The organism is Nonomuraea sp. NPDC049655, assembly GCF_044465465.1.
Lineage (GTDB): Bacteria > Actinomycetota > Actinomycetes > Streptosporangiales > Streptosporangiaceae > Nonomuraea.
Window position 1 is genome coordinate 660,703 of the sequence record NZ_JBITLS010000002.1, and the last position, 19,093, is coordinate 679,795.

At 72.5% G+C, this 19,093-nt stretch carries 20 protein-coding genes and 2 tRNA genes; 7 read left to right on the plus strand and 15 right to left on the minus strand.

All coding sequences use genetic code 11. The annotated features are described in order from the left end of the window. Positions 1 to 65 precede the first annotated feature (65 nt). Together recG and ACIBQ6_RS08420 are read right to left on the minus strand one after the other, a co-directional pair. Positions 66 to 2,246, minus strand: coding sequence for an ATP-dependent DNA helicase RecG (recG, locus tag ACIBQ6_RS08415; RefSeq protein ID WP_397210740.1), 2,181 nt, complete (start codon positions 2,244 to 2,246; stop codon positions 66 to 68). A 113-nt stretch (positions 2,247 to 2,359) separates the two neighbouring features. Next, positions 2,360 to 3,904 carry a DAK2 domain-containing protein gene (locus tag ACIBQ6_RS08420; RefSeq protein WP_397210742.1) on the minus strand — a complete coding sequence of 515 codons (1,545 nt, stop codon included), beginning with the start codon at positions 3,902 to 3,904 and terminating at the stop codon, positions 2,360 to 2,362. A 199-nt stretch (positions 3,905 to 4,103) separates the two neighbouring features. On the opposite strand from ACIBQ6_RS08420, the gene rpmB reads away from it, so the two are divergent. Beyond that, positions 4,104 to 4,289: a 50S ribosomal protein L28 gene (gene rpmB, locus ACIBQ6_RS08425; protein ID WP_043618345.1), complete on the plus strand. Its 186-nt coding sequence runs from the start codon at positions 4,104 to 4,106 to the stop codon at positions 4,287 to 4,289. A gap of 100 nt (positions 4,290 to 4,389) precedes the next feature. On the opposite strand, the gene thiD is transcribed toward rpmB, so the two are convergent. The 3 genes from thiD to ACIBQ6_RS08440 form a co-directional block, all read right to left on the minus strand. Then, positions 4,390 to 5,187, minus strand: a complete 798-nt coding sequence (thiD, locus tag ACIBQ6_RS08430) for a bifunctional hydroxymethylpyrimidine kinase/phosphomethylpyrimidine kinase (protein WP_364330366.1) — start codon at positions 5,185 to 5,187, stop codon at positions 4,390 to 4,392. Between the two features lie 30 nt (positions 5,188 to 5,217). Next, positions 5,218 to 6,747 (minus strand): hypothetical protein, encoded by a 1,530-nt coding sequence (locus ACIBQ6_RS08435; RefSeq protein ID WP_397210744.1) that lies wholly within the window; start codon positions 6,745 to 6,747, stop codon positions 5,218 to 5,220. Between the two features lie 248 nt (positions 6,748 to 6,995). Further along, on the minus strand, positions 6,996 to 7,964 hold the full coding sequence (locus tag ACIBQ6_RS08440) for a thiamine-phosphate kinase (RefSeq protein ID WP_358288518.1): 969 nt from the start codon (positions 7,962 to 7,964) through the stop codon (positions 6,996 to 6,998). A 47-nt stretch (positions 7,965 to 8,011) separates the two neighbouring features. Here ACIBQ6_RS08440 and ACIBQ6_RS08445 point away from each other — a divergent pair, with 47 nt between their 5' ends. After that, complete coding sequence (locus tag ACIBQ6_RS08445) at positions 8,012 to 8,245, plus strand: Lrp/AsnC family transcriptional regulator (RefSeq protein WP_125637145.1); 234 nt, start codon at positions 8,012 to 8,014, stop codon at positions 8,243 to 8,245. 21 nt (positions 8,246 to 8,266) lie between these two features. Next, positions 8,267 to 8,701 carry a DUF3515 domain-containing protein gene (locus ACIBQ6_RS08450; RefSeq protein WP_397210746.1) on the plus strand — a complete coding sequence of 145 codons (435 nt, stop codon included), beginning with the start codon at positions 8,267 to 8,269 and terminating at the stop codon, positions 8,699 to 8,701. On the opposite strand, the gene ACIBQ6_RS08455 is transcribed toward ACIBQ6_RS08450, so the two are convergent. From ACIBQ6_RS08455 to ACIBQ6_RS08465, 3 genes are all read right to left on the minus strand, one after another. Beyond that, entirely contained in the window at positions 8,684 to 9,778 is a 1,095-nt protein-coding gene (locus ACIBQ6_RS08455; RefSeq protein WP_358288524.1) for a D-alanine--D-alanine ligase family protein, read from the minus strand. The genes ACIBQ6_RS08450 and ACIBQ6_RS08455 overlap by 18 nt on opposite strands. Before the next feature lie 62 nt (positions 9,779 to 9,840). Next, the gene (locus tag ACIBQ6_RS08460; protein WP_397210748.1) at positions 9,841 to 10,851 is read right to left on the minus strand and encodes an NAD(P)H-dependent glycerol-3-phosphate dehydrogenase; all 1,011 of its coding nucleotides are present in this window, start codon (positions 10,849 to 10,851) and stop codon (positions 9,841 to 9,843) included. A 4-nt stretch (positions 10,852 to 10,855) separates the two neighbouring features. Further along, on the minus strand, positions 10,856 to 11,566 hold the full coding sequence (locus tag ACIBQ6_RS08465; protein WP_358288530.1) for a lysophospholipid acyltransferase family protein: 711 nt from the start codon (positions 11,564 to 11,566) through the stop codon (positions 10,856 to 10,858). 80 nt (positions 11,567 to 11,646) lie between these two features. Here ACIBQ6_RS08465 and cofC point away from each other — a divergent pair, with 80 nt between their 5' ends. After that, positions 11,647 to 12,282 carry a 2-phospho-L-lactate guanylyltransferase gene (gene cofC, locus ACIBQ6_RS08470; protein ID WP_397210750.1) on the plus strand — a complete coding sequence of 212 codons (636 nt, stop codon included), beginning with the start codon at positions 11,647 to 11,649 and terminating at the stop codon, positions 12,280 to 12,282. 53 nt (positions 12,283 to 12,335) lie between these two features. Further along, entirely contained in the window at positions 12,336 to 12,545 is a 210-nt protein-coding gene (locus ACIBQ6_RS08475; protein ID WP_352324833.1) for a hypothetical protein, read from the plus strand. 65 nt (positions 12,546 to 12,610) lie between these two features. Here the strand turns inward: ACIBQ6_RS08475 and ACIBQ6_RS08480 are convergent, their stop codons facing one another. From ACIBQ6_RS08480 to leuC, 4 genes are all read right to left on the minus strand, one after another. Next, a complete protein-coding gene (locus ACIBQ6_RS08480; protein WP_125637152.1) occupies positions 12,611 to 12,910 on the minus strand; it encodes an HU family DNA-binding protein in 300 nt (99 codons plus the stop codon). Between the two features lie 99 nt (positions 12,911 to 13,009). Continuing rightward, complete coding sequence (locus ACIBQ6_RS08485) at positions 13,010 to 13,237, minus strand: hypothetical protein (protein ID WP_352352162.1); 228 nt, start codon at positions 13,235 to 13,237, stop codon at positions 13,010 to 13,012. Beyond that, positions 13,216 to 13,803 carry a 3-isopropylmalate dehydratase small subunit gene (gene leuD, locus ACIBQ6_RS08490; RefSeq protein ID WP_358288536.1) on the minus strand — a complete coding sequence of 196 codons (588 nt, stop codon included), beginning with the start codon at positions 13,801 to 13,803 and terminating at the stop codon, positions 13,216 to 13,218. Before leuD ends, ACIBQ6_RS08485 begins: the two co-directional genes overlap by 22 nt. A gap of 15 nt (positions 13,804 to 13,818) precedes the next feature. Further along, entirely contained in the window at positions 13,819 to 15,204 is a 1,386-nt protein-coding gene (gene leuC / locus ACIBQ6_RS08495) for a 3-isopropylmalate dehydratase large subunit (RefSeq protein WP_352319072.1), read from the minus strand. A gap of 63 nt (positions 15,205 to 15,267) precedes the next feature. Here leuC and ACIBQ6_RS08500 point away from each other — a divergent pair, with 63 nt between their 5' ends. Both ACIBQ6_RS08500 and ACIBQ6_RS08505 read left to right on the plus strand, forming a co-directional pair. Then, entirely contained in the window at positions 15,268 to 15,984 is a 717-nt protein-coding gene (locus tag ACIBQ6_RS08500; protein ID WP_352319070.1) for an IclR family transcriptional regulator, read from the plus strand. Positions 15,985 to 16,042: 58 nt separating this feature from the next. Further along, the gene (locus ACIBQ6_RS08505; protein ID WP_397210752.1) at positions 16,043 to 17,755 is read left to right on the plus strand and encodes a hypothetical protein; all 1,713 of its coding nucleotides are present in this window, start codon (positions 16,043 to 16,045) and stop codon (positions 17,753 to 17,755) included. Between the two features lie 136 nt (positions 17,756 to 17,891). On the opposite strand, the gene ACIBQ6_RS08510 is transcribed toward ACIBQ6_RS08505, so the two are convergent. From ACIBQ6_RS08510 to ACIBQ6_RS08520, 3 genes are all read right to left on the minus strand, one after another. Continuing rightward, a tRNA-Glu gene (locus ACIBQ6_RS08510) sits at positions 17,892 to 17,964 on the minus strand. A gap of 19 nt (positions 17,965 to 17,983) precedes the next feature. Continuing rightward, positions 17,984 to 18,059, minus strand: a tRNA-Glu gene (locus ACIBQ6_RS08515). Between the two features lie 79 nt (positions 18,060 to 18,138). Continuing rightward, positions 18,139 to 18,720, minus strand: a complete 582-nt coding sequence (locus tag ACIBQ6_RS08520; RefSeq protein ID WP_397210754.1) for a hypothetical protein — start codon at positions 18,718 to 18,720, stop codon at positions 18,139 to 18,141. Positions 18,721 to 19,093 lie beyond the last annotated feature (373 nt).

A 19,093-nucleotide genomic window follows, 5' to 3' on the forward strand; every position in this document is an offset into this window, starting at 1 on the left:
TGACCCTTCACCGGCTCGCCGCCGTCACGCGAGCCTTCGTTGACCGGCTCCGTGGTCTCCGGCCCTCACGTCTTCTCCAGGTACTCGGCCTTCTCGTCCTCCAGCAGGCGGGCTATCTCGGCGCGCAGGCCCTCATGGTGGGTCAGTTCGGGATCGTCCGACAGGAGCTGTGCGGCTTCGTCCCGCGCCGCGCTGATGACGTCCTCGTCGCGCAGCAGTTGCAGGAGCTTCAGCGAGCTGCGCTTGCCCGACTGGGCCGCCCCCAGGACGTCGCCCTCGCGGCGCTGTTCCAGGTCGACGCGGGACAGCTCGAAGCCGTCGAGCGTGGCGGCCACCGCGTCGAGGCGGGCGCGGGCCGGGGTGCCCTCGGGGAAGTCTGAGACCAGCAGGCACAGGCCGGGCAGGCCGCCCCGGCCCACCCGCCCGCGCAGCTGGTGGAGCTGGGAGACGCCGAAGCGGTCGGCGTCCATGATGATCATCACTGAGGAGTTGGGCACGTCGACGCCCACCTCGATGACGGTGGTGGCGATCAGCACGTCGAGCTCGCCCTTGGTGAAGGAGCGCATGATCGCGTCCTTCTCCTCCGGCGGGAGCTTGCCGTGCAGGGTGCCGACCCGCAGGTCCTGGAACGGGCCCTGGGTGAGCAGCTCGGCGACCTCCAGCACGGCCAGCGGCGGACGGCGGTCGTCGTCGCCCCCCGTCGCCGCCAGGTCGCCCTCGTCGCCCTCCAGGTCGCCGATCCGCGGGCACACGATGTACGCCTGCCTGCCCAGCTCCACCTCCTCGCGCACCCGCTGCCAGGTGCGTTCGAGATAGTGGGGCTTCTCGGCGGCCGGCACGACGTGCGTGGTGATGGGCGCGCGCCCCGACGGGAGCTGCGACAGCGTCGAGACCTCAAGGTCGCCGAAGACCGTCATGGCGACCGTGCGCGGGATCGGGGTCGCGGTCATCACCAGCACGTGCGGACGGCCCCCGCCCGCCTTCTCGCGCAACGCGTCACGCTGCTCCACGCCGAAGCGGTGTTGCTCGTCGACCACGACCAGCCCCAGATCGGCGAACTGCACGTGCTCCTGGAGCAGGGCGTGCGTGCCGACCACGATGCCCGCCGTGCCCGAGGCCGCGTCGAGCAGCGCCGCACGCCGCGCCGCCGCGCCCATCGAGCCCGTCAGCAGCGTGACCGCCGTGCCGCCGAACATGCCGCCCTGGGCCAGCTCGCCCAGCATGTTCGTGATCGAGCGGTGGTGCTGCTGGGCCAGCACCTCCGTCGGGGCCAGCAGCGCGGCCTGGCCGCCCGCGTCGACCACCTGGAGCATCGCGCGCAGCGCCACGACCGTCTTGCCCGCGCCCACCTCGCCCTGCAGCAGCCGGTGCATCGGATGCTCCAGCGCAAGGTCGGCCGCGATCTCCTCCCCCACCTGCGCCTGCCCCTCGGTGAGCGAGAACGGCAGCCGCCCGTCGAAGTCGGCCAGCATGCCGTCGGAACGCCTCGGACGCGGCCTGGCCGGCCACGCCGTGGCCGCCTGGCGGCGCTGGAGCAGCACCGCCTGCAGCACGAACGCCTCGTCGAACTTCAGCCGCTTGCGCGCCCGGCCCACGTCGGCGAGGTCCTTCGGCCGGTGGATGGCCACCAGCGCCTCGGCGAGCGGCTGGAGGCCGTGCCTGGCCCGCAGGTCGGCGGGCAGCGGGTCGTCGAGCGGGCCCAGCGTGTCGAGCACCACGCCGACCGCCCGGCGGATCGCCCACGGCGTGACGTCCTTGCCCGCCGGGTAGATCGGCACCGGCGCGGACGCGAACTCCTCGGCGCTCGCCTCGGCCTCCTCCTCGAACAGCTCGAACTCGGGGTGCGAGAGCTGCCAGCGCGGCTTGGAGCGCGCGCCGAACAGTCCCACCTTGCCGGCGAACATGCCGCGCCGCCCCGGCTTGAGCCGCGACTCGGCCACATGGGAGCCCTTGCCGAAGAACGCCAGGTAGATGCGGTTGCCGTTGCCGTCGACGACCTCGGCCTCCAGCCACGTGCCGCCGCGGTTGCGCATGGGCTTGCGCATCAGCCTGGTCACCTCGCCGACCACGGTGACGTGCTCGTCGACCTCCAGCGCGTCGAGCGAGGTCAGCTCGCCGCGCTCGGCGTAGCGGCGCGGGTAGTGGCGCAGCAGGTCACCGACCGTCTCCAGGCCGAGCACGCTGTGCAGCAGCTTGGCGGTCTTCGGGTCGAGCGCTTTGGTCAGGGGCTCGTCGAAACGGCTCACGGGATCCAGTTCTACCGCCTGCGGCCGACAGGAATCCCGCACCGGGCCCGGGAGTCGCCCGCGGAAGGGGCCGCGCCGGGCCCCGGAGTCGCTCGCGGAGAGAGTTCGCGCCGCTACTCGACGCCGATCAGCAGCGGGTAGCCGCCCTGCTCGCCGTCGTAGACGACCAGGTCGACGTCCGGCCGCGTGCGCCGCAGGTGGTCCTCCAGCCGGACGGCCAGCCGTTCGGGCAGGTCGGCGCCCTTGACCAGGGTCACCAGCTCGCCGCCGCCGGCCACCATCCGGTCGATGATCAGCCTCGCCACGCGCTCCAGGTCGCCGCCGATCACCGCCACATCCCCGTCGATCAGGCCCAGCACGTCGCCCGGCCGGCACACGCCCGCGCTGGTGAACGCCTCCCTGTCCGCCACCGCCAGATGTCCGTACCTGGTGTGGCCGGCGGCGTCCGTCATGGCCACCACGTCGTCGTCGAACCGGCGCAGCGGGTCGTGCACGGCCAGCGCCGACAGCCCCTGCACGGTCGCCCTGGTCGGCAGGACGCTGACGGCCACGCCGTCCTCGCGGGCGATCTCCGCCGCCGCGACGGCGATCGCGAGGACGCCCTCGTCGTTCGGCAGCACGGCCACCTCGGCGCCCGCCTGCCTGATCGCGGCCAGCAGCTCCGGCAGCGCGGGCCGGGTGCCGGGCGCGCGGCGCACCACGACCGCGCCGCTCTCCTCGAACAGCGCCGCGATCCCGTCGCCGGCCGCCACCGCCACCACGCCCCTGCCCGCCCTGCCCCGGTGCGTGCGCTCGGCCAGGTACGTGATCCTGACCCGGTGCGGACGTCCCGCCCGCAGCCCCGCTTCCACGGCCGCCCCCGCGTCGGCCACGTGCACGTGCACGTTCCACAGGCCCTCGCCGCCCACCACGACCAGCGACTCGCCCATGGCATCGAGCTCGTCGCGCAGCGCGGCCACCGCGCGCTCGTCGGCGTCCAGCAGGTACATCACCTCGTAGCCGGCGCCCACCTCGGTCATCGGCGTGACCCGCCCGGTCGGCGCCGGCACGTCGTAGTGGTCGCTGTAGGAGTCGGTGAGCACGGCGGCCAGGGTCTCCAGCACGATCGCCGCCCCCGCGCCGCCCGCGTCCACGACCCCGCTGCGGGCCAGCACGTCGAGCTGCCCCGGCGTGCGGCGCACCGCGGCCCGCGCCTCCCGCGCCGCCTGCCGCGCCACCTCGCCCGCGTCGCCGTCGGCGTCCCGGGCGGCGCGGGCGGCCGACTCCAGCACGGTCAGCACCGTGCCCTCGACCGGCCTGGCCACGGCCTCCCTGGCGAGCGTGGCCGCCCTGACCAGGCCGGCGCGCAGGTCGGAGCCGTCCTTGAGCACCTCGGCCAGCCCGCGCAGCGCCTGGCTGACGATGACCCCCGAGTTGCCGTGCGCCCCCACCAGCGCCCCGTAGGCGAGCGTCTGCCACACCACGGCCGCGTCGACGTCGTCGGGCAGGGACTCGACGGCCTCGGCCGCCGACAGCATGGTCAGGTGCAGGTTCGTGCCGGTGTCGCCGTCGGCCACGGGGAACACGTTGAGCGCGTCGATCTCCGGTCTCGCCCGGCCGAGGGCGTCGGCGGCCAGGCGGGCCCAGCGGCGCACCGCGGGCGGGTCGAGGGCCTTCATCTGCGCTCCTTCGACCTCCCCGCATGCGCTACCTTGTTGGAGGAGAATATCCCCGCACCGGCCACCGTCCAGTGCTCTGGTTCGCGCCCAGTGGTGTGGATCAGATATTCTCGTCTGGCTGGCCGGTTGTCCCGGCATGCCCTCCGCCCGGAAAGCATCAGCGGACAGGGCTACATCGACTGTTATAAGGAGCGATACCGTGGCTTCCGTCTGCGATGTCTGCCGCAAGGGGCCGACCTTCGGCAACAACGTGTCCCACTCGCACCGCCGTACCCGTCGTCGTTGGAACCCCAACATCCAGACGGTCCGCGCGGTCGTCGGCGGCACGCCGAAGAAGCTGAACGTGTGCACCTCGTGCATCAAGGCGGGCAAGGTCACCCGCTAGTTCTCGTCTTTCGCGAAGCCCGCCGCTCCTGATCACTGGAGCGGCGGGCTTTCGTCGTGCCCGCCCCCGGCCCGCCCCCGCCATGGGACGGGCTCAGGGGTCAGCGCCAGCGCCAGGCGTGGTCCACCGGGCCGATGCCGGAGCCCAGGGGGAAGCCGCGGGCGATCGCGCCCGTCACGTACTCCTTGGCCCTCCCCACCGCCGTCGGGACGTCGTCGCCGAGCGCGAGCCGGGACGCCAGGGCCGAGGCCAGGGTGCAGCCCGTGCCGTGGGTGTGCCGGTTGTCGAGGCGTTCGGCGGCGAAGCGGTGCTCGGTCGTGCCGTCGGTCAGGAGGTCGACGGGGGCGCCGGGCAGATGGCCGCCCTTGATGAGGGCCCAGGACGGCCCCAGCGCGAGCACGGCGTCGGCGGCCCTGCGCAGGTCTCCCTCGTCCTCGACCTTGACGGAGGTGAGCTGCTCCACCTCCCACAGGTTCGGCGTCACGACCGTGGCCACGGGCAGCAGGCGCGTCCTGAGCGTGTCGACGGCCTCGGGGGCGAGCAGGGAGTCGCCGTGCTTGGACACCCCGACGGGATCGACCACCACCGGCGCGTCATAGGCCCCCAGCACCTCGGCCACCGTCTCCACCAGCACCGGCGAGGCCAGCATGCCGGTCTTGACGGCCTGCGCCCCGATGTCGCCCAGCACGGAGTCGAGCTGCGCGCGCACGGCCTCGGGCGGCAGCTCCCAGTAGCCCTGGACGCCCAGCGAGTTCTGGGCCGTGACGGCGGCGATCACGCTCATGCCGTGCACGCCCATCGCCATCATGGTCTTCAGGTCGGCCTGGATGCCCGCGCCGCCTCCGGAATCGGAGCCCGCGACGGTCAGCACACGTGGAGGGGTCGTCATGAACCCCATCCAACCACTCGACCGGCACCAAGCAGGCACTCAGCCGATCGCGCACTCCCCGCCGACCAGCCCGCACGCGCCCGGCTCCTGCGCCTTCCCCGTCGCCGAGTACGTGACGCTCACCGAGTCCCCGGCGGCCAGCGAGCCCGACAGGTCGATGATCAGCAGGTCGCCGTCCTGGGTCCAGGAGCCGCCGTTCACGTCCATGACGCGGCCCTCGACCGGGAGGGAGAAGGTGACGTTCGCCAGCGGGGCCGGCGACTGGTTGGTGACGCGCAGCGTGGCCGAGTACGAGGTGAGCCGCTGCTTGACCGTCTGCCGCACGTTGACCGAGCCGCCGCTGCCGCCGTACCCGGACGTGGAGGTGGTCGCGGGCGCGGGGCTGCTGCCCACCGTGGGGACGACGCCGGTGTCGGAGTTGCCCAGGGGCGTGCCGTCGTCGGTCGGGGCCTCGGAGATCGTCTCCTCGGCCGGCGGCTCCGGCTCCCGCGTCGGCTTGGCCGAGGCCTTCGTCCGCGTCCTGGTGGGCGTGGGGGTGGGGGCCGTGCTGCGGCGCGGGACGCGGTTGCCGACCGTGGGGGCGGTGGTCGTCGGGGCGTCGGAGGGCGTGCTCGTCTCCTCGTCCTCCGTCGGCTCCTCGGAGGGCTCTTCCTCCTCCGTGCCGGGGTCGGAGACCGCGGCGGTCGAGGGGCTGGTGCTGGTGTGTACGGCGGCGCAGCTCGCGTCCGCGCACTTGCCGGGGTCGTCCGAGGAGCTCATGAGCTTCACCCCGGCGACCGTGCCGCCGAGCACCACGGCCACGGCGGCGACCGACAGCAGCGCCATGCGGCCCCTGCCCTTGCCGCTGCCGCCGCCGGCAGGCGGGTTCAGGCCGTCGTCGTCGCCACCGCCGCCGCCCCTGGAGGACTTGCGCCGGCCGCCGCGGCGACGGCCACGGGACTCGCCGGACTCGTCCAGGTCGTCGAGGTCCTGGTCGGAGGACCAGCCCGAACGCAGGAAGCCGGTCTCGGCCTCCGCCCAGGCGGGCGTGTGCGCGGCGGTCGGCTCCCCGGCCACCTTCACGTCACCGGGCTCCGGCGGCCTGGCGTGGAAAGCGGTGTCGGACTCGGCGGGCACGTCGAACCTGGCCGTGTTTCCGGGCTCCGGCACGTCGAACCTGGCGGTGCCACCGGGTCCGGGCATGTCGAACCTGGCCGTGCCACCCGGCCCCTGGGCGTCGAAGGGGCCCGGGGTGCGGCCGGAGGCGTCGAAGCTCGGCGGCGGCCCGAAGGCGGACGTGGCGTCGGGCTGGGAAGAGGGGCCGACGGCGTCCCAGTCGGCCGGGCGGGCGAACGCGCCCGTCACCTCGAACGGCCCGGCCCCGTTCGGCTCGGGGTAGGGCGACCCGGAGAACTGGGGGCCGTTCGGCGGTGGAAAGGGGCCGGAGGGGGCGTCGGACGGCGGGAACCCTGGGGCGGCGTCGGCGGGCACGGCGAAGGCACCCGTGGTCTCGAACGGCTCGGGCTGCCTGCCACTGCGCTGCGGCGGGCCGTCCTCGCGGCGCGGCATCGGGGCCCACTGCCCCGTCACCTCGACCTGGTCCGGCAACGCCGGCCAGCCCGGCGCCTCGGCCGGGTCGTCGGGACCCCAGAAAGCGCTGCCGTTCCCCCGTTCATCCCCATCGTCGGATCCACCGGTGCCGTGGCGGCCCATGGCTGCCCTTTCTCGCGGTTACAGTGGCCGCCAATCTTCATAACACCTTTACTACGTCCTTGTCACAACAATCCCGCTAGTCCTACCCTAAATCCGGAAAATTTCACGTAAATCGGGACAAGTCATCACCGAAAGTGATCCCAGCCGCCCTGTCCCACCTGGCGGCCGTGCACCAGGACGCCTTCCCCCTCGACCACCCGGCCCACGACCTGCCACGACGGCGGCAGCCGTACGTCAGGCGGGAAGACCGCGGCGAGCGCGTGATCCTCACCACCCGTGAGCACCCATTCGAGCGGATCCTGCCCCAGCTCCTCGGCCGCCGCCGCCACCGGCTCCCCCACGGCGAACGACCCGGGATCGAGCTCGACGCGTACGCCACTGGCCGCGGCCACGTGCCCGAGGTCCTGCACCAGGCCGTCGCTGACGTCGAGCATGGCGCTCGCGCCCAGCGCGGCCGCCCGCGGCCCCTCCTCGTACGGCGGGCAGGGCCGCCGGTGGGCGGTCACCGCCTCCGCCAGCACGCCGGAACCCGCGGCGACCCCGGCGGCCAGCAGCGCCAGCCCCGCGGCGGCGTACCCCAGCCGCCCGGCCACGGCCACCACGTGCCCCGGCCGCGCCCCGGACCGCGTCACCGGCGCCCGCCCGCGCAGGTCGCCCAGCGCGGTCACCCCGATGACCACCAGGTCCGACCGGGTGATGTCGCCGCCGACCACGCTCGCGCCGACCACCGCGCACTCCTCGCGGAATCCGTCGGTCAGGGCGTCCAGCCAGGCCACCGGCAGCTCGGCGGGGATGCCGAGCCCGACCACGATGGACGTCGGGACGGCCCCCATGGCGGCGATGTCGGCCAGGTTCTGGGCGGCGGCCTTGCGGCCCACGTCGCGCCCACCGGACCAGTCGAGCCGGAAGTGCCTGCGCTCGACCAGCAGATCGGTCGAGACGACCACCCGCCCGTCGGGCGCGGCGACCATGGCGGCGTCGTCACCCGGGCCGAGCATGACCCCCTCTCCCTGGGGCAGGCGTCCGGCAATACGATTGACGACACCGAACTCGCCGAGATCTCCGACTGTGATGACGCACCTCCTGACGCACACAGGGTACGGTGGCCCTTCGGCGTGATCCAATCGCCCGGGAGGACGTGATGGTGCAGGCCTACATCCTTATTCAGACCGAGGTCGGCAAGGCCGCCGCCGTTGCCGAGGAGATCTCCGGAATTCCGGGGGTCACCCAGGCGGAAGACGTGACGGGGCCCTACGACGTGATCGTCCGCGCTGAGGCGCGCAACGTCGACGAGCTCGGCAAGCTGGTCGTGGCGCAGATTCAGGCGGTGGAGGGGATCACGCGTACTCTTACGTGTCCGATCGTTCATATCTGACACATTCGAGGTCTGGGTTCCATGCGCGCCGCCGCCGTTCTGTTCCTTCTTCTGGCACTCGCCGGCTGCGGCGGCGTGGTACAGGTCGATCCGCCCAAGCCTTCGGGGGAGGCTGCGGCGGCCTGTGACAAGCTCGCGTCCCTGCTGCCCAAGACGCTCGACGGCGCCGAGCGCGGCACGTCGGAGCCGGCCTCGCCGTACGTGGCGGTCTGGGGGGAGGCGTCCATCGCGGTGCGCTGCGGTGTGCCGCGGCCTGCCCGGATGGCGCCGACCGACCAGCTCCGGGAGATCGACGGGGTGGGCTGGTTCGCCGATCCGGACAAGCCCACCCTGTTCACCGCGGTGGCCGCGCCCACGTACGTGGAGGTCACGGTCGGCGGCGACCACGCGGCGCCCGACGTGCTGGCCGAGCTGTCGGGGCCGATCGGGCGGGCCGTGTCAACGCAGGCCGGGTGAGCGCGACAGCGCGAGCTGGATCAGCCGGTCGACCAGCTGCGGGTACGACAGCCCCGAGGCCGCCCAGAGCTGCGGCGCGACCGACAACGAGGTGAACCCGGGCATCGTGTTGATCTCGTTGAAGATCAGCCGGCCGTCGGGCGTGTAGAAGAAGTCGACCCGGGACAAACCCTCGCAGTCGAGCGCCTCGAAGGCCCGTACGGCCATCGCGCGCAGCTCCTCCGCGGTCTCGGCCGGGATGTCGGCCGGCACGGTGAGCGACATCTGGTCGGGGTAGTACTTGGCCTCGAAGTCGAAGAACTCCTGGCCGCCCTCGACCTTGACCTCGCCCGGGATCGACGCGGCGGCGGGCTCGTCGCCGAGCGACTCCAGCACCGCGCACTCGATCTCGCGGCCCTCGATCGCGGCCTCGATCAGCACCTTGGGGTCGTGCACCCGGGCGGACTCAACGGCCGCCTCCAGCTCGGCGCGGTCGTGGGCCTTGGAGATGCCCTGCGAGGAGCCGGCCCTGGCGGGCTTGACGAACACCGGGAAGCCGAGCTCCTCGGCCTCCTTCAGCACGCACTCGCGGTTGAGCCGCCAGTCGCGGTCGCGGACGACGACGTAACGGCCGATCGGCAGCCCGGCGGCGGCCATCACGGTCTTCATGTGCGCCTTGTCCATGCCGACGGCACTGGCCAGCACGCCGGAGCCGACGTAGCGGACGCCGGCCATCTCCAGCAGGCCCTGGATGGTGCCGTCCTCGGCGAACGGGCCGTGCATGACGGGGAAGACGACGTCGACCGTGCCGAGCTCGACCGGGATGCTCCCGGGGTCGTAGGCCACCAGCCCGGCGCCGCCGCTGGGCAGCGCGAGCGCGGCTCCGGAGGTGTCGACCGCGGGCAGCTCCCCGGCCTCGATGGCGAACCGCTGGTCGGACGCGGCGAGCACCCACCTGCCGTCCTGGGCGATCCCGACCGGGATCACCTCGTACTTACTCCTGTCGATCACATCCAGCACGCTGCCCGCGCCCATGAGGGACACGGCATGCTCAGAATTGCGACCTCCGAAAACGACGGCGACGCGTGGCTTGCTCATGACGTCCGAATCTACCGGGGTGTCCCCCTGACAGCGAGTCGAGCGCGCGGTGGCGTCCGGATTCACAGGCCGTACCGTTCGGGTTTGGGCGAGCGGGACATGAGCAGCATGCCCGCCTCCGACGGCGACATGCCGTCGTGCACGACCCCGACGACCACCTCGGTGATCGGCATCTCGACGTCGTGCTTCCTGGCCAGCTCAAGGACGGACTCGCAGGACTTCACGCCCTCGGCGGTCTGCCTGGTGGCGGCGACGACCTCGGCGAGGGTCATGCCGCGGCCCAGGTTCTCGCCGAAGGTGCGGTTGCGCGACAGCGGCGAGGTGCAGGTGGCCACCAGGTCGCCCATGCCGGCCAGCCCGGCGAAGGTGTGGGGGTCGGCGCCGAGCGCGGCGCCCAGGCGGGAGATCTCGGCCAGGCCCCTGGTGATGAGCATGGCGCTGACGTTGTCGCCCATGCCCATGCCCGCCGAGACGCCCACGGCCAGCGCGATCACGTTCTTCACCGCGCCGCCCAGCTCGACCCCGACCACGTCGGTGTTGGTGTACGGCCGGAACCACGGCGGCAGGTGGCAGGCGGCCTGGAGGCGTTCGGCGACCGACTCGTCGGTGCAGGCGACGACCGTGGCGGCGGGCTGGCGGTGGGCGATCTCCTTGGCCAGGTTGGGCCCGGACACCACCGCGACCCGCTCCTCGGGCACCTCGGCGACCTCGCGGATCACCTCGCTCATGCGCTTGGTCGTGCCCAGCTCGACGCCCTTCATGAGGCTGACCAGGACCGCGTTCGGCGGGATGTGCTCACGCCAGGCGGTCAGGTTGGGCCGCAACATCTGCGAGGGCACGGCCAGCACCACGAAGTCGGCGCCGTCGAGCGCGCGCACGGGGTCGGTGGTGGCCCGCAGCGCCTCGGGCAGCGTCACGCCGGGCAGGTAGTCGGGGTTGGCGTGGTCCTTGTCGATCGCCTCGACCAGCTCCGGCCTGCGCCCCCACAGCGTGACCTCGTTGCCCGCCTCGGCGAGGACCATGGCGAACGTGGTGCCCCACGAGCCCGTGCCGAGAACGGCTGCCTTTGTCATGCCATCACCGCCTGGCGGGATCGTAGGGAGTTTCCGGGGCCTTCTCGCCGCGCAGCTCGGTCAGCTGCTCGGTGATGGCCGCCATGATGTCGGCGGTCGCCTCGCGCAGCACACTGGCGCGCAGGGGCTGCCCCTCGTACTTGGACAGGTCGACCGGCGGGCCGACGGTGACGTGGAAGGTCTTGCGTGGGAACAGCCTGGGCCTCTTGGCGCCGTACGGGAGCAGCTCGTGGGCGCCCCAGTGGGCGATGGGGATGACCTGGGCGCCGCTCTCCAGCGCCAGCCGGGCGGCGCCGGTCTTGCCCACCATGGGCCACAGCTCGGGATCGCGGGTGCAGGTGCCCTCGGGGTAGAACAGGATGGCCGCGCCGTCGCGCAGCCGCTGGGCCGACGAGCTGAGCGACCTGGCCGCCTCGCTGCTGCCCCGCTCGACCGGGATGGCCAGCAGGCCGTTGAGCGCCCGGCCCAGGAAGGGCACCTTGAACAGCACGGCCTTGGCCAGGATGACCGGCCAGCGGCCGTTGTTGAACAGGAAGTGCGACAGCAGGACGGGATCGCTCCAGGACAGGTGGTTGGCCGCGATGATGATGCCGCCGGTGCGCGGGAGTCGCTCGCCGTTGCGCCAGTCCTTCTTGACCAGGAGCCACGACAGCGGCTTGACCACCGCTACGGCGAATGACTCCCAGAAACGCGAAGGTCGCGTGGGGCGGCTCATGGTCTCCTCCAACCCGTACGGTGTGCGCCCCAAGTCTCCCGGTTGGCCGCTTGGGATGTCGAGGCGAGATGCTTAAGCCTATGAGCAACCGCTGGTCTCTGGTCATTCCGGTGAAGACGCTGGTCGCGGCGAAGACGCGGCTGGCGGCCGCGACGGGTCCCCACCGTACGCGGCTGGCCGTGGCCGTGGCCTGCGACACCGTGGCCGCGGCGCTGGCCTGCCCGGCGGTGGCGCGGGTGATCGTGGTGACCGCCGATCCGGCCGCGGCGGGGCCGCTGGGGGCGCTGGGCGCGGAGGTGGTGCACGACCCCGACCGCGGGCTCAACACCGCGTTGCGCACGGGCGCGGCCCATGCCGTAAGCGTCGCGCCCGGTGAGGCGGTGGGGGCGCTCCAGGCCGATCTGCCGGCCCTGCGACCGGCCGAGCTGGCGACGGCGCTGGCCGCGGCGGCCGAGTTCGACCAGTCGTTCGTGCCGGACGCCCAGGAGGTCGGCACGACCTTCTACGGCGTGCTGGCCGGGCGGCCGTTCACGCCGCGGTTCGGCGGCGAGTCGCGGGCCAAGCACCTGGCCGGCGGCGCGAAGGAGCTGTGCGTGCCGGGGATCGACTCGCTCCGGCGGGACGTGGACACCCCCGACGACCTGCGCGCGGCCCTCGCCCTGGGCCTGGGCCGGCACACGGCGGCGGTGGTCGCCGACCTGTGGCCGGGCGCGTGACCCTCCGGGCCGCCTCTCGCCCGCCGGACGGCGGTCGGCTTAGGCTGGACGGCGTGCAGGCGACGGTACGCAGCTTCGACGAGGTCACCCGTTCCGGCTCGGTCTTCCTCGACGACGGGACGGTGCTGGAGTTCGGCACGCGCGCCTTCGACGCGGGGCCGCTGCTGCTGCTGCGCACGGGGCAGCGGGTGAACCTGGCGACCGACGGCGGGCAGATCACCTACATCACGCTGTCGACGTTCCCGATTCCCGCGCCCGAATGACGACGCGGTCCCGGAAAACAGCGAACGCCCGGGCGTGGGCCGCCCGGGCGTGATGTCCGCTGAGACTATTTCTTCTTGCCGACCTGCTTGCCGCCCTCGTTCACCAGGTCCTTGAATTCAGAGCCGGGACGGAACTTGGGCGCCCAGCTCTCGGCGACCTTGATCTCGGCGCCGGTCGACGGGTTCCTGGCAGTGCGGGCGGGCTTGTTCACCATCTCGAACGCGCCGAAGCCCGTGATGGAGACCTTGTCCCCGCTCGCCACGGCCTTCTGGATGGCCTCGATGACCGCGTTGACGGCCTCGGTGGCCGTCCTTTTGTCGCCCACCCGATCGGTGATGGCGTCGACGAGCTCTCGCTTGTTCATGAAAGTCCTGCTCCCCCAGTGACGGCTCGGGGTTCCAGCTCTCGAGTTCGACGTAGAAACCCCTTACGCGCTCGAAAGTAGGCGGGATCGCGGGGGAACTCAATCACCCTGCGTGTTTTCCCCCTCGCGTGGCGTGTCGAGGGCGCCCAGAAAGGCGTCGAGCCGGGCGGCCGCCCTTTCCGGATCGCGCTTGGCGAGATCGCAGATGGACAGGTAACGGCGGGCCGCCCGTTCCTTGTCGGCGGCGGGGAGCATGCGGACGCGGCGGTGCGCCTCGCGCAACCGCCGCGCCAGTTCGTCGTCTTCTAGACGGTCGTCGGCAGCCATGGCTGCCGACCATTCTCGTACGCGGCCACGTCGTCGGCGTGACGCAGGGTCAGGCCGATGTCGTCCAGGCCCTCGGTGAGGCGCCAGCGGGTGTAGTCGTCGATCTCGAACGGCACGACCTCGCCGGCCCAGCGGACCTGGCGTTCCAGCAGGTCGACGGTCACCTGCAGCGTCGGGTCGGCCTCGACGGCGGCCTGCAGCGCCTCGACCTTCTCAGCGGGCAGGACGACCGGCAGCAGCCCCATCTTGGTGGAGTTGTTGCGGAAGATGTCGCCGAAGCGGGCGGCGATCACGGCGCGGAAGCCGTACTGCTGCAGGGCCCACACGGCGTGCTCGCGGGAGGAGCCGGTGCCGAAGTCGGGGCCGGAGACCAGGATCGAGCCGCCCTCGTAGGAGGGGTCGTTCAGGACGAACGTCGGGTCCTCGCGCCAGGCGGCGAACAGGCCCTTCTCGAAGCCGGTGCGGCTGACCTGCTTGAGCCAGACGGCCGGGATGATCTGGTCGGTGTCGACGTTGCTGCGGCGCAGCGGCACCGCCGTACCGGTGTGGGTGGTGAAGGCGTCCATCGGTCTGGTTCTCCCTTACAGGTCGGCGGGGGCGGTCAGGCGGCCGGTGACCGCGGTCGCGGCGGCGACCTGCGGCGACACCAGGTGGGTGCGGCCGCCCTTGCCCTGGCGGCCCTCGAAGTTGCGGTTGGAGGTGGAGGCGCTGCGCTCGCCGGGCTTGAGCGTGTCGGGGTTCATGCCGAGGCACATCGAGCAGCCGGCCTCGCGCCACTCGGCGCCGGCGGCCTTGAACACCTCGTGCAGGCCCTCCTGCTCGGCCTGGAGCTTGACCAGCATCGACCCGGGCACGATCAGCGTGCGGGTGCGGACCTGGCGGCCGCGCAGGATCTCGGCGGCCGAGCGCAGGTCCTCGATGCGGCCGTTGGTGCACGAGCCGACGAACACGGTGTCGACCTCGATCTCGCGCAGCGGCGTGCCCGCGGTCAGGCCCATGTACTCCAGCGCGCGCTCGGCGGCCGAGCGCTCGACCGGGTCGGCGAAGCTGTCGGGGCTCGGCACGGACTCGCCCAGCGGCAGGCCCTGGCCGGGGTTGGTGCCCCACGTGACGTACGGGGTCAGCGTCGAGGCGTCGATCTCCACGACCTTGTCGAACACGGCGTCGTCGTCGGTGCGCAGCGACTTCCAGTACTCGACGGCCTGGTCCCACAGCTCGCCCTCGGGGGCGTGCGGGCGGCCCTTGAGGTAGGCGAACGTGGTCTCGTCCGGGGCGATCACGCCGGCGCGGGCGCCCGCCTCGATGGACATGTTGCAGACGGTCATGCGGCCCTCCATGGAGAGCTTGCGCACGGCCTCGCCGCGGTACTCGACGATGTAGCCCTGGCCGCCGCCGGTGCCGATCTTGGCGATGATCGCCAGGATCAGGTCTTTGGCGGTGACGCCGGCGGGCAGCTCGCCCGAGACCTCGATGGCCATCGTCTTCGGCCGGTAGGCGGGCAGCGTCTGGGTGGCCAGCACGTGCTCGACCTCGGAGGTGCCGATGCCGAACGCGATGCCGCCGAAGGCGCCGTGGGTGGAGGTGTGGGAGTCGCCGCAGACGATCGTCATGCCCGGCTGGGTCAGGCCGAACTGCGGGCCGATGATGTGCACCACGCCCTGGCCGGCGTCGCCCATCGGGTGCAGCCTGATGCCGAACTCGGCGGCGTTCTTGCGCAGCGTCTCGACCTGGGCCTTGGAGACGGGGTCGGAGATCGGGCCGAGCACGGTCGGGACGTTGTGGTCCTCGGTGGCGATGGTGAGATCGGGCCTGCGCACCTTCCGGCCGGCGAGACGGAGCCCGTCGAACGCCTGCGGACTGGTCACCTCGTGAATGAGGTGCAGGTCGATGTAGAGCAGGTCGGGTTCGCCCTCCGCACGGCGGACGACGTGCTGCTCCCAGACCTTCTCGGCCAGTGTGCGGCCCATGATCTCCTCCTTGAGATTGCCTCCGACTTGCTTTCTCATATGTCGAGACGGCAGTATCGGTGTATGGACAACTCTAGCGGAGTCGGAGTACTCGACAAGGCCGTTCTTGTACTCAATGCCCTCGAAGCGGGTCCCGCTTCCCTGGCTCAGCTCGTCCAGGCCACCGGCCTGGCCCGCCCCACGGCCCACCGGCTGGCCGTCGCACTTGAGCACCACCGCATCGTGAGCCGCGACACCCAGGGCAGATTCGTGCTCGGGCCGCGGCTCGCGGAGTTGTCCACGGCGGCCGGCGAGGACCGGCTGCTCGCGGTGGCCTCGCCCGTGCTGATGCAGCTGCGCGACCTGACCGGCGAGAGCGCGCAACTCTACCGGCGCCAGGGTGACGAGCGGGTCTGCGTGGCGGCGGCCGAGCGGGCCAGCGGCCTGCGCGACACCGTCCCGGTGGGCTCGGCGCTGCCGATGACGGCCGGCTCGGCGGCCCAGATCCTGCTGGCCTGGGAGGAGCCCGACCGGCTGCACAGGGGCCTGCGCGGCGCCAAGTTCACCGCCGCCACCCTCGCCTCCGTGCGCCGCCGCGGGTGGGCCCACAGCGTCGGCGAGCGCGAGCAGGGGGTGGCCAGCGTGTCCGCCCCCATAAGGGGCAGCGGAGGCAAGGTGATCGCGTCCGTCTCGGTCTCCGGGCCCATCGAGCGGCTCACCCGGGCGCCCGGCCGGTTGCACGCCGTGCCCGTCATGGCGGCCGCCGAACGCATCACCGAGGCCATGCGCCGCACGTCATGATCGGCGAAAGCTCGTATTTCGGGGGCCGACTGCCTCGCGGGCGCACTAGCCTGAGTGCGTGACAGATCGCATCGAGGTAGCCGCCACTGAGCTGCGACCCCTGCTCGAAGAGTTCATCCTGTGGGCGCGTTCCAACGCGCCCGGAAGCGACCCCGAGCTCGTGGGGCCTGCCGCACTCTGGCACCGTCTCGCCTTCTCGCCGGACCTCGGCACGTGGAAGCGTTCCGACCTGCGCAACCTGCTGCTCGACCGCATGCCGAAGGTCGTGGAGGATCCCGACGCTGCCGCCGACGGCATGCTGCCCGCCGTCGACGCGTACCTGACGTTCCTCTCCCAGACCGGCAGGCTCGCCAAGGGCTCCGACTCCCTCGCCGACCTGCAGGCCGAGCTCGACGACGTCGAGGACGAGTTCGTCGAGCTCATGGAAGACCTGCTCGACGACGACGGCGCGGGTGACGACGAGGAGGAGACCGGCGACCTGGGCGACTTCGAGGCGTTCGCCGACGAGCTGGCCGAGCTCGACACGATCAGGCTGCGCCCCGACTCCGAGCTGGCCGCGGCCGCCCGCCGGTCCCCGCTGGTCGCCAAGGCCCGCGACCTGGCGCTGTGGGTCGGCTCCGGCCGCCGCGTCGGCGAGGACACCCTGCTCACCGACGCCGAGGTGGAGGAGGCGCTGGCCGCCGTCGGCCTGCCCAGGCCCGAGACCGACGGCCCGGTGGCCGAGGCGGTCCCGCAGCTCTGGAACATCTGGAACCTCGCCGTCGACCTGGAGTTCCTCGAACCGGGCGAGGGCAACACCGTGGCCGTCCAGGACGACACCTCCGAGTGGCCGTTCGACGACGACGAGGACGTCCTCGACGCCTGGATGCTCGGCCTGCACTCGGTCGACTACGGCGACCCCGAGCTCGACGACGACGACCTGACGATGGCGCTGGCCGGCCTGACCCGGGGCCTGCTGGTCAGGCTGCTGCTGGCCGGCGGCTCGCGCGAGCGCGACGACCTGGCCCGCGAGCTGGCCGAGGCCGCCGCCGACCTCGACGAGCTGGGCGGCGACGCCTGGGAGGCGGCCGGCGACCCGCTCGCCCCCGCCATCGACTGGCTGACCGGCTACGGCATGGTCGAGGTCGAGGGCACGACCGTGCGCCTCACCCCGCTGGGCACCGAGGGCGTCGTCCACCTGGTGGACGACGCCGACATCGAGGTCGACGCCCGGCCCGCGATCGAGTCCATGAGCGCCCACGAGCTGCTCGCGCTGAGCGCCGAGCTGCCCGAGGACGAGGCCGACGCCGAGTTCGCCGCCTGGATGCGGCTCAGGGAGCCGGCCAAGGCCGCCGAGGAGCTGCTCGACGCGGCGGCCGAGGACGAGAGCGACGCCCTGATCCGGGTGCAGGCGGCCAGCGTGGTGGGCACGCTGGGCGAGGCCGCCGTCCCGGCCTGGCAGGAGGCGCTCAAGCAGCCGTCCCTGCGGCCCTACGCGGCGACGCACCTGAGCCAGCTCGAGGTCGAGGGGGCGCCCGAGCCCACCCAGGACGACACCCACTGGCTGATCCTCGACATGTGGACGATCTCGGCCGGACTGGGGCGTTCGGAGTTCGTCAGCAGCCTGCGGGACATCGGGCCCGACATGGTCAACGGTCTTCTCGAGGTGATCTGGAAGATCCCGCACGCGCACGTCGAGGAGCTGCTTGACCTGATCTCCCAGGTCCACCCCGACAAGCAGATCGCCAAGGCGGCCCGCCGCGCCCTGTTCAAGGCCCGCTCCTCGGCCTGAGGCCACCACGGCCAGGGCCCCGCGCGATCCGCGCGGGGCCCTGTTCCGTCTTCGAGCGTCCCTGGGGTTTTCGAGCGTCCCTGGGAACGCGAAAAACGCCCCGGTGCTTGACGCGCCGGAGCGTTTTGGGTGAACGTAGTCCCGACCGGATTCGAACCGGCGCTACCGCCTTGAGAGGGCGGCGTCCTGGGCCACTAGACGACGGGACCTTCGCACAGCTTGTGCTCGTGGTAGTCCCGACCGGATTCGAACCGGCGCTACCGCCTTGAGAGGGCGGCGTCCTGGGCCACTAGACGACGGGACCTTGTCCACAAGCTGGTGTGCCGGGTCTCCCCGGCGACGCAGGTAACTCTACCGCACCCCGCAGACCACAACCAAACCGCTTATCGGCGCATGAGATCGGGCCTGTGACGGCGGACCCAGTCGCCCATCGGCCCCCGTTCCCACAGCGGGTCGATCTCGCCGAGCGGGATCGCGACCTCGGGCCGTCCGGTGACGGGGTCGGCGGGCACCCGGGCCAGGCGCTCGCGCATCCACCGCGGCGTCCGCGGCGGGAGCGTGCGCTCGCCCCACCCGACCAGCCCCACCGAGCGCAGCGCCGGGACGCGTACGCGGACGCCGCCGGGCCGGCCCAGGGGCCGGGAGTCGGCCGTCCGGGTGTCGACCACGCCGATCGCGGTGATGTCGGGCCAGCGCAGGCGCACCCGGAAGCCGCGGGCGTCGGTCAGCTCCACGCCCTCCGGCGAGAAGCGCACCACCGTGCCCGCGGCCATGCGGCGGTGCTTGGCGACGAGCACGCCGGTCAGTGCCGCCGTGGCGAGCGCGCCGATCACGACGCCCAGCGCCGAGCTGCCGGTGAGGACGGCCCCGAGCAGCAGGCAGACGGCGAAGAAGAGCGCCAGCGGCGCGGCGAAGGGGGCGACGAAACGGGTGAGGCCGCCCTCGCGCATGCGGAATTCGTCCATGAGGCGAGGGAGGCTACCCGCCGAGCAGTCCGCGGCGGAAGGTCTCCGCCGTTGCGGCGACGCGGTCTTCCCCTCGTACATGGCCCGCACCGCGCGTGCCGGCCGGCGCACGCCTAACCCCGAAGCCCTCAACAGCCTCCTGAGGAACGAAACCGCGCCCCTCGTCACACGGATGTCCAGCATGACGACTTCGTCCGTGTACGGCAGGGTCAGGGCCGTCCTGGTGGCATCGGCATGCTCGGCGACGTCGGCCATCGCCTCCTGGGCGATGCGGACCGGGTGATCCCGCTCGCGCCGCGGCGCCGCTTGATCAGCGAGATTCTGGACGACCTCGCGATCTGACAGGCCGCCGACACGAAAAAACGGATGTCTC